This is a genomic window from Phyllobacterium sp. YR531 (genome assembly GCF_000282595.1).
Taxonomy (GTDB): domain Bacteria; phylum Pseudomonadota; class Alphaproteobacteria; order Rhizobiales; family Rhizobiaceae; genus Phyllobacterium.
Map to the genome: position 1 here is coordinate 76,165 of NZ_AKIZ01000036.1, position 9,628 is coordinate 85,792.

The window sequence follows — 9,628 nt, forward strand, 5'->3', positions numbered from 1 at the left end:
AAAGAGATAAAATTCAACAAAACCGACTGAAGTTTCCCCAAGTCCGGAGCATTCATACAGCAAGCAGATTGGCTATTACAATCGATTTAATTGGTTGACCATACTACTTTCCTACTACCTAAGTGCATATTCAATGTCTTGGTCTCAGTGTAGTCCTCAACAGCATGCCGCCCGAGTTCCCGGCCAAGGCCAGATTGTTTATATCCTCCAAACGGCAACTCCGACGCGCCATCCATGAAAGTGTTCATCCATACCGTACCCGCACGCACCCGGCGACCAACTGTCAGGCACGTATCGAAATCCCGGCTCCACACACCTGCAGACAGGCCATAATCGATAGAATTGGCGATTTTTACTGCGTCTTCCAACGTTTCAAAGGTCAAAACCGACAAAACAGGGCCAAACACTTCCTCACGCGCAACGGCCATTTCGGGCTTTACTGCCGAGAGTATGGTCGGCGACATGAACTGTCCCATACCGAGGTTCAACAACTCTCCGCCATGACTGACTGCGGCTCCTGACGACGCGGCATTGCGGACATAATCATTGATTTTCGACAAGTGCTCAGGAGTAATAATGGCCCCTACCTTGGTCTGCGGGTCCAGCGGATCGCCCACTTTCACCTTGGCCGACAGGGCGGCTACCCGCGCCACGACATCATCTGCGATGTCGCGATGGACAATCAGGCGCGAGCCGGCATTACAGCATTCGCCTGCGTTGAAATATGCACCAAATACTGCCGCATCGATAAAATCGTCCAGATTTGCATCAGGAAATACGATCTGCGGATTTTTGCCGCCCAGCTCAAGTGAGACTTTTTTCAAAGTCTGAGCAGCATTGGCCATTGTCAGCTTTCCAACCCCGGTAGAGCCGGTGAAGGATACCATGTCCACATGGGGGTGTGTTGTCATGGGAGCGCCAACTTCCGGGCCAGTGCCGACAATTATATTGACCACTCCAGAGGGCACGCCCGCTTCCATCAGAATTTCGCCGAGAAGAAGCGTTGAGCCCGATGTAAGCTCCGATGGTTTGACCACTGTTGTACAGCCAGCGGCAAGAGCAAATGGCAATTTCTGACTGACGATCAGGAAGGGGAAATTCCACGGAGTAATGATGGAAATAACGCCGATAGCTTCGCGCAGCACGACGCCAAGCGTTCCTTCTCCAAGAGTATTATAGCTTTCTCCATGAAGGTCGCGCCCAAGGGCAGCAGCATAGCGCCAGATATCCACAGCGCCGCCAAGTTCGGCTTTCGCCTGACTGATCGGCTTTCCGGATTCAATGCAATCAAGGTAGGCAAGTTCATCGGCGCGTGTCGCAATAAGATCGGCCGCTTTGAGCAAGATGTTTGATCGTTCTGCGCCGGTCATATGCGGCCATGGGCCAGTGTCAAATGCCACGCGGGCGGCAGAAATGGCCCGCTCTGCATCGGCCTTTGTACCAGCCTGATAACGGGATACGACAACACCGTGCCCCGGGCTTTTGCGTTCGATTACATCGCCTGCCGCACCATTAGTCCACCTGCCATCAATCAGCATCTGGAATTCACGTACCTTGAAGTTTTCAAGTGCCTTGGGGCGCACCAGAACTGTCATTACCATTCTCCTTTGAAAGCAGGCTCGCGCTTTTCGGCAAATGCCGAAACACCTTCTTTGAGGTCCGCTGTCTTTGCCACGAGGATCGAGCCCAAGGCTTCGACCGCTGTTCCATTGTCTTCGCCATTAGCGGAAGCAATCATGAGTTTTGCCACTTCGATGGCCGAAGGTCCGCGCTTGGCAATGCGTTCGGCGTAGGCTTGTGCCGCTGCAAGGGCAGTTCCCGTTTCGACGACATGATCCACCAAGCCAAGAGCAAGACCGTCATCCGCGCTGAAAACTTCGCCTCCCAAGGCCATTCGGCGCACGGCTTGAGCACCAAAGCGCAGGGTAAGGCGCTGCGTGCCCGACCATCCCGGAATCATTCCCAGGCCCGTTTCGGGCAGACCAAGCTTGATATGTGCTTCTGCAATCCGAATATCCGCCACTGCGGCAAGTTCAAGTCCACCGCCCAATGCATGGCCATTAAGCGCTGCAATAAGTGGCACCCGCAAAGTGGCCAGACGCTCGAAAACACGATGGCCAAACCGCACCCAGGCATGGCCGAATTCATTCGGTGTCATCGCCGCCCAAGCCTTGATATCCCCCCCTGCAGAAAATGCCTTTCCAGCCCCGGTAAGAATCGCCACGCGTACCTGCCCATCGGCCTCGACGGTATCGCAAGCGGCGTTCAATTCCTTCAACATGCCGATGTCCAAAGCATTCAGCTTTTCAGGTCGCGCTATGGTTATGGTCGCGACATGGCCATCAATCGAAACATGGATGCGGGGCTCAGCCATGGAGTTTCCTCTGCATCTTTTGCGGCAGCTTGAGGCCAAATGGTTCTGGCGAAAACAGATGCGCATCCATCAGCTTGAGGTCGCGCGCAACAACGAGGGGAAATTCCGATTGGTCCAGAATATGCGCTTGCAAATCAATGCCCGGCGCAATCTCTGTCAGGACAAGTCCTTCGGGACGCAAAACCATAACGCAGCGTTCGGTCACATAAGTAATGTCCTGCCCTTGTTCTACGGCACGGCGGCCGGAAAAAGTGACGTGTTCCACCTCGTTGACGAGCTTTTTCAGCTTGCCTTCCTTCTCGATAACCAGCTTGCCGTTTTCGATGTGCACCTTCGCGCCAGCATTGAACATACCGGAGAAAACAATCTTGCGGGCACGAGCCGTTATATCGACAAAACCGCCAGCACCCGCGGTAACGTGAGGGCGAAAGCTGAGCTTTGAAACATTCACCGAACCAGACTTATCGATCTCCAGGAACGACAACAGAGAGGCATCGAAACCTGCACCTTGGAAATAGGTGAACTGGTGAGGCGAAGGCACAAAGGCTTCCGCATTGGATGCACAGCCAAAAGCAAAATCCAGCAATGGTATGCCGCCAACCGGCCCCTGCTCTATCACCCAGGTAACAGCGCCGTGCAGGCCCTCTTCGAGCAGAATACGCGGCACATTTGCGGAGATACCAAAGCCGAGATTGACTGCACTACCCGCTTCCAGCTCACTGGCCACACGGCGCGCTATAACCTTCTGGATATTGAAATCCGCCAGAGCAAAATCTTCCAGCGGATGGAAAATCTCGCCGGAAATAGCAGGATCATAAAGGGTTTGGGTTGTCTGTTTCTGGTCGGGATCGACTACGATGTAATCGACGAGAATACCGGGAACACGCACATCATGCGGCTTCAGTGAGCCGCTTTTGGTAATGCGCTTAACCTGCGCAATAACGATGCCGCCATTGTTTCGCACGGCCAGCGCCTGATCAAAGCCACCAAGGTAGGCGCCCTCATGCTCATAAGTGAGATTGCCGCGTTCATCGGCAGTCGTAGCGCGAATAATGGCCACCTGAGGTATGACCGGTTTGAAAAACAGCCATTCCTCACCATCGAAATCGATCTTGCGGACAAGAGGCTCTTGCGCGGCAGGAGCATTCATGGCGCAACCTTGCCGGTCCGGATCGACAAAAGTATCCAGACCAACCTTGGTCAGCACACCGGGTCGCTTGGCTGCTGCCTCGCGGTGCATGTCGAACAGAATGCCAGACGGAACATTATAGGCTGCCACTTCATCATTGCCGATCATCTGCCAGATCAAAGGCGGTTCAGCTGTGGAAGGTCCAGATGGATACGACCCGCCGATAATCTTTTTGAGCAGGCCTTTCTTTGCAATGTAATCGACACCCTTGATCCCGCTCATATCCCCCGCTGCGATGGGGTGCAATGTGGTGAGATCACGTGGGTGGCCTGTCGCATCAAACCGTGCGCCAATGGCCTTCAGCATCAGGTCCGGGCAGCCAAGGCCACTGGATGAAGATACCGTGACGACAGCTTCATCAGGAATGAGTTCCGCAGCTTGTTCCGGGGTTATGTGCTTGTTCATGCTTGTTTTCGTTCTTCTTTAGAGGCCAGGAGCAATCGGCTGGGCAGTGCCCGTTTGCGCAGCTTTGGCGGTGGCCAGACCTGCAGCGAGCGACCAAAGTCCGTCTTCACCAGTCGCGGCAGGCTTGCCATTTCCCGCAATTGCCGCATGGAACTTGGCGACACCCGTTTCATAGAGGTTCTTATGGTCGAGTTTCAGCTCGCTTTCGCCCTCTGCGTTACGCAGTGTGACAATGCCAACGGCCTTCTGCGACATCACATTGCGGCCGACAAGTGAGCCTTCGGTGCCATGTACTTCAAAACCGGTATCGGAGTATTTGGTGGTAAAACCATCATGGAACATGGCGATCAATCCGGACTTGAACCGCATGACGCCCATCACCGCATCAGCAAGACCGGCTTTAGCCAGACCACTTTGTTGCGTGGAAGCAATGACTTCAACGGGATCATCTCCCAACACATAGCGCAACGTATCGGTATCATGCACAGTGATGTCGAGGATGACTCCGCCCCCGGCATCCGGGCGATCAAGACGCCAACCCTGTAAATGGGGCGGCAGGTAAACCGCATGAAAAACCTTTGCAGCCAGCGGCTTGCCGATTTTGCCGGCAGCAACCGCATCACGCATGGCCGTATGGGTGGCAGCATTACGCAAATGATGGTTGGTGGCAAAAACGACATTGGCTGCCTTGCAAGCTTCCACCATGATTTTTGCATCATCCAGGCTAGTCGCCAGCGGCTTTTCGCAAAGGATGTGTTTTCCAGCTTTCGCAGCAGCTAGAACCTGATCCTTATGCAGCTCATTCGTGGTAGAAATATAAACAGCATCAATGGGTTGCCCGTTAAGCAGGCTATCCAGATCCGTGACGGAATGAGCAATACCGTGATCCGCAGCATATTTGCCTCCGCGTTCGGCATTGGTGCTCATGACAGAAACGATTTCACCACCGCTTGCCCGGATCGCATCGATAACCCACTCATGCGCAATGGTGCTCGCCCCGACCAATCCCCAACGTATCATGCCATTTCCTCCGGTTGTTTTACGGGCGCACCGCAACTCTGACGCACGACAAGCCGCACAGACGTTACAATCGACTCCTGATCGTTCTGGCCTGAATTGATTTGCTTGAGCAGAAGCTGGGCTGCACGCTGGCCCATTCCCTGCGGATCGACAGAGACTGTCGTCAGTGCCGGCACAGCGGTCTTCGCTTCGATAACATCATCGAAGCCTATGATTGCAAAGGATTTTCCCGGCTCCAGGCCATTGGCGCGCAGGCCATCGCACACGCCGAATGCAACTGCATCATTCAAACAAAGAGCTGCAGACGGACGCTCGGCAATTCCGATCAGACGCTCCAATGCGGCAACACCGCCGGCACGGGAAGGCGCAGAATGGATGATAAATCTCTCATCGGCGGGAATATCCGCATCCTGAAGCGCATCCCGATAACCGCGAAGGCGTTCGCCAAAAACAGCAGTGTCCTGAAAACCGCCCATGAAGGCAATACGCTGATGGCCCAACTCGATCAAATGACGGACAGCCGCCTTCGCACCAGCATAATTGTCTGACAAAAGCGTCGATACTTTTGCACCGGGAAGATTGCGAACGACCACCACAACGGGAATGCCACTTTCCACCAACGCCTTGATATCACTGGATTCTGTGCCTCGCGCCGGTGACAGTATCAAGCCTGCAATACCGTTTTCGCGCATGGATGAGATGACTTCGCGCTGACGGTCAACACTTTCGCCGCTATGGGCAAGGAACTGAACATAGCCAGCGGATTGAACCACCATATCCATGCCGACAGCCAGCTCGGCAAAGAAACTGTTGGTCAGATCATTCACCACTATGCCGACAATTTTCGACCGGGACTGGCGCAAACTGGCAGCGCCGCGATTATAGATATAGCCAAGATCATTGATGTGAGCATTGACCTTTTCTCGGGTGCTTTCACTGACCAGCGGGCTCTTCTGGAGAACCAGGGAGACTGTAGATTTCGACACGCCGGCGGCGCGCGCAATATCCACAATGCTGGTTCTGTTCCGGCTCAAAATCCATTTCCTCCACTTCGCATGCTATATAATTGGAACGTTCCAAAAAGGTCAAGAGAGTATTTATTACAACTTTGCACACGCAATTTACGCCCCATGGTTACAATTCCACTCCCCTTTTCCGGAAATTTGCTCGCAAATCCATTAAATTTTATCGCATCTCGGTAGAATACTCCCGCAATTTTCTTTCCATCGGAATTATTGCTTGTTTTTTGGATCGTTCCAAAATATGTGTTGCTTCAATCGACGGGAGCGATGAAATGACTGACATCTTGAAGTTGCCTGATCAAAGCGGTGCAATCACCAGTTACAAATTGCTTGGCACACCGATAGCGCCGCCCTCCAGCCCTCCCCTCTTCAATCGCATTGCCTATGCCGCGGCGCATGTGGTGTCCGATCCTCTTCGCGATGCATTGCCATGGGGATCACCCGCAATCGATTGGGATGCGACCATGGCATTCCGCCATCACCTTTGGTCGCTCGGATTCAGGATTGCCGAGGCAATGGATACCGCACAGCGCGGCATGGGTGTAGATTGGGTTGGCGCACGCGAACTGATCCGCCGTTCGCTGGCGGCATCGCGCAGCGTTGCCGGTGCCGATCTGGCCTGCGGTGCCGGAACCGATCAGCTTGCACCGGAAAATGCCAAGACGCTTCAGGATGTCATCGACGCCTATGAAACGCAGATTGATTTTGTCGAGGCGGAAGGTGGGCGTGCGGTCATGATGGCCAGCCGGGCACTCGCCCGCGTTGCCCGATCAGGTGAGGATTATCGCGCCGTCTATGGGCATATCCTCGGCCAGACCCGGGAGAAGGTTGTCTTGCATTGGCTGGGAGACATGTTCGATCCGCAGCTTGCCGGCTATTGGGGTTCGTCATCGTTCGACAAGGCACTGGAAACGGTACTCGCCATTATCAATGACAACCGGGAAAAGGTCGAGGGGATCAAGATTTCTCTCCTCGACAACGCCCGAGAAATCGAGTTGCGCAAGCGTCTGCCGGATGGCGTCCTTTGCTTCACCGGCGATGACTTCAACTATGCCGAACTGATTGAAGGCGATGGCGAACGCTATAGCCACGCGTTGCTGGGCATTTTCGATGCAGTGGCTCCATCCGCTTCAAAGGCACTTGGTCATCTCGCAGAAGGCGACACGCAGACATTTCGCGCTGTCATAGAACCTACCGTTCCGCTTTCCCGCAAGATTTTTGAGACACCTACACAATATTACAAAGCCGGCGTTGTATTTCTTGCCTGGCTCAATGGGCATCAATCCCATTTCACCATGCCCGCCGGAATGCAGTCCGCCCGCGGCATCGTCCACTATGCCGACATTTTCCGACTCGCGGATCAGGCGAATGTACTCGACAAACCCAATCTGGCAGTCAACAGGATGAAAAGCCTGCTGCAGGTTTACGGGTTGTAGCGACAACAGGTTTGACAGATCGGCGAATAAGCTGCGTACCTGTTTGACAGGCCGCCGCCACTTGTCATGTATTTCCCGGTGCTTCTGCGCCTAGATATCCTTGCTCTGCAAAAGAGCAGAAATTGCAACTGCACGTAAAATAGGCGCTTGACGGCGCAACCGATTACACCCCTAATAGCACAATATTATTAGACTGTTATTGTTTCGAGGAATTTTATTATGAATTTTCACGCCACAGCTGCGGCTATTTCCGCAGGTCACAACCGCTTATCAGCATTTCGCAAGTTTTTGAAGGGCTCCGCGTGTATTGCGCTGATTATGGCTGCAACAAGTGCCACGGCACTGGCAGACGGGAAGTATCATAATGCCGATGGCAGCACGACCGATGATCTGGAAGCTGCCGCAGAAACATGGCGCGCTGACAAAGAATTTCAAGGTAATTGGGGCGTTGGAGCCATCAAGGCTGAATACGCCTATGCCAAAGGATACACAGGCAAGAACATCAAGATTGGAATTTTCGACACTGGCGTCGACCGAACCCATTCGGAGTTTGCAAAGGATGGAAAACTTACGACCCTAAACACACAAGGAAAATATATTCATACTTGGATCGATTCAGTGGACGGAAAGACCATTTATACGGTTGCTGGAGAAGAGTTCAATTTGGATGGCGGCAGCCCTTACCAAGGGGATAACCACGGAACGCATGTGGGCGGCATTGCTGGTGCAGCACGAAATTCTACTAAAATGCATGGCGTTGCTTTTGATGGGAAAATTGTCGCCGCTAACAATGGCGACGCCGGTCCGGAGCATGGGGACATCAACAGCAACGACGGTGCATCTTATGGTGCGGGTTTCGACGCACTCGTTGCCAGTGGTGTACGTGTTATCAATAATAGCTGGGGAATTGGTTGGCGGTCCTCTGAAAGAGCTGGGGTGCATGGCGAAGGGTTGATCAAACAGTATCATGAAAATCCGACACAGGGGGCAATTGAAGGTATGACCCGGGCCGCCAAAGCGGACGTGCTAATGGTATTCGCGAATGGAGAAGACCAAAACAAGGGTGGAGACGTGACAAACGCACTGCCTTTCTTTCGCCCGGAAATTGAAGACCATTGGGTCAATGTAAATGCTCTTACCAAGAAAAACGGCAAACTTGCTATGGCCGGTTTTTCAGATGACTGCGGATTGACGAAGTACTACTGTATCTCTGCCCCCGGTGAAAATATCCTCAGCGCAGTACCGGGAGGATATAGCCCACTCGCTGGTACATCTATGGCTGCACCGAACGTGTCGGGCTCACTCGCAGTTTTGATGGAGCGATATCCCTATCTCACAAATACGCAAATTCGGGATACTCTTCTGACAACGGCTTCTCATCTTGGCAAAAGCGCTACCGGCATCCCTGATAATGTTTACGGGTGGGGGGCCAGCGATTTGCAAAAAGCGATGGACGGTCCTGGCCAATTTGTGAACCGGTTTGTTGTTGATCTGTCGAAAGATGCCGTCGTTACGGGTCACGCAAATGGTACCGATGTTTGGTCCAACGATATTTCTGACACGGCTTTGAAGGCGCGCAAGGCGGAGGAAGCTCAGGAAGTTTTGGATTGGCAACAGAAAAAGAAGGCCAAGGGCTGGGAGAGCGGCATTCCTGAAAAACAATTGGCCGATATGGCTGATGCCTACTTGAAAGATGCGCCAGCGCTGCTAACGAAGCTGGCGGCAGTCCTATCAATTGGGAAATTTGAGAAGGAACTTGCAGCGGTACAGGCAAACCCGCTGGCAAAGAGCGCCTTAGACCGTTTGTTGATAAAGACGAGTTATCCTGATTATTTCCCTTATGCCTCATATCCCCAGTATTCTTGGGTCGCCCAAGCTATAGGGGCGGATCTTGTAAAGCTGCTGAAAGACCCGGCATTTTCGATTTTGCCTGCTGAGATTGATCAGTTTAAAGCAGATGAGCGTCTTGTTTTTGACCATTTTGAGAACACCCGTATCCCGTACCTCACCGCCAAACTCGCTGATCCCACTTCTTACGATGGTGGGTTGACCAAATCCGGCCTTGGCACCTTACGGCTGACCGGGGACAGCACCTATTCAGGCGATACGATTGTCGATGGCGGGGAACTTGTGATCGGCAGGGAAGGGTCGATTACCTCGGCGTCGATTGTCAATGATACCG

Annotated in this window: 7 protein-coding genes; 2 read left to right on the forward strand and 5 right to left on the reverse strand. The window is 53.2% G+C overall.

Features of this window, described 5'->3' with window-relative positions:
• Positions 1 to 86: 86 nt before the first annotated feature.
• Genes PMI41_RS19760 through PMI41_RS19780 form a run of 5 tightly spaced genes read right to left on the reverse strand, consistent with a single transcriptional unit; the run spans position 87 to position 6,022 of the window.
• A complete protein-coding gene (locus tag PMI41_RS19760; protein WP_008127809.1) occupies positions 87 to 1,595 on the reverse strand; it encodes an aldehyde dehydrogenase family protein in 1,509 nt (502 codons plus the stop codon).
• Positions 1,595 to 2,374 (reverse strand): enoyl-CoA hydratase/isomerase family protein, encoded by a 780-nt coding sequence (locus tag PMI41_RS19765; RefSeq protein WP_008127810.1) that lies wholly within the window; start codon positions 2,372 to 2,374, stop codon positions 1,595 to 1,597. The genes PMI41_RS19760 and PMI41_RS19765 overlap by 1 nt, the downstream gene beginning before the upstream one ends.
• Positions 2,367 to 3,968 carry an acyl CoA:acetate/3-ketoacid CoA transferase gene (locus tag PMI41_RS19770; RefSeq protein WP_008127811.1) on the reverse strand — a complete coding sequence of 534 codons (1,602 nt, stop codon included), beginning with the start codon at positions 3,966 to 3,968 and terminating at the stop codon, positions 2,367 to 2,369. The genes PMI41_RS19765 and PMI41_RS19770 overlap by 8 nt, the downstream gene beginning before the upstream one ends.
• Positions 3,969 to 3,986: 18 nt before the next feature.
• Positions 3,987 to 4,988 carry a Gfo/Idh/MocA family oxidoreductase gene (locus PMI41_RS19775; protein WP_008127812.1) on the reverse strand — a complete coding sequence of 334 codons (1,002 nt, stop codon included), beginning with the start codon at positions 4,986 to 4,988 and terminating at the stop codon, positions 3,987 to 3,989.
• A complete protein-coding gene (locus PMI41_RS19780; RefSeq protein WP_008127814.1) occupies positions 4,985 to 6,022 on the reverse strand; it encodes a LacI family DNA-binding transcriptional regulator in 1,038 nt (345 codons plus the stop codon). The genes PMI41_RS19775 and PMI41_RS19780 overlap by 4 nt, the downstream gene beginning before the upstream one ends.
• Positions 6,023 to 6,282: 260 nt before the next feature.
• Here PMI41_RS19780 and PMI41_RS19785 point away from each other — a divergent pair, with 260 nt between their 5' ends.
• Both PMI41_RS19785 and PMI41_RS24380 read left to right on the forward strand, forming a co-directional pair.
• The gene (locus PMI41_RS19785) at positions 6,283 to 7,446 is read left to right on the forward strand and encodes a dihydrodipicolinate synthase family protein (RefSeq protein WP_008127815.1); all 1,164 of its coding nucleotides are present in this window, start codon (positions 6,283 to 6,285) and stop codon (positions 7,444 to 7,446) included.
• Positions 7,447 to 7,665: 219 nt separating this feature from the next.
• A partial coding sequence (locus tag PMI41_RS24380; protein ID WP_008127816.1) for a S8 family serine peptidase occupies positions 7,666 to 9,628 on the forward strand: 1,963 nt, incomplete at its 3' end.

Bases quoted from the DNA above. Each gene is read 5' to 3' on its own strand.
- PMI41_RS19760 (WP_008127809.1), bottom strand. From the start codon at position 1,595: ATGACAGTTCTGGTGCGCCCCAAGGCACTTGAAAACTTCAAGGTACGT.
- PMI41_RS19765 (WP_008127810.1), bottom strand. From the start codon at position 2,374: ATGGCTGAGCCCCGCATCCATGTTTCGATTGATGGCCATGTCGCGACC.
- PMI41_RS19770 (WP_008127811.1), bottom strand. From the start codon at position 3,968: ATGAACAAGCACATAACCCCGGAACAAGCTGCGGAACTCATTCCTGAT.
- PMI41_RS19775 (WP_008127812.1), bottom strand. From the start codon at position 4,988: ATGATACGTTGGGGATTGGTCGGGGCGAGCACCATTGCGCATGAGTGG.
- PMI41_RS19785 (WP_008127815.1), top strand. From the start codon at position 6,283: ATGACTGACATCTTGAAGTTGCCTGATCAAAGCGGTGCAATCACCAGT.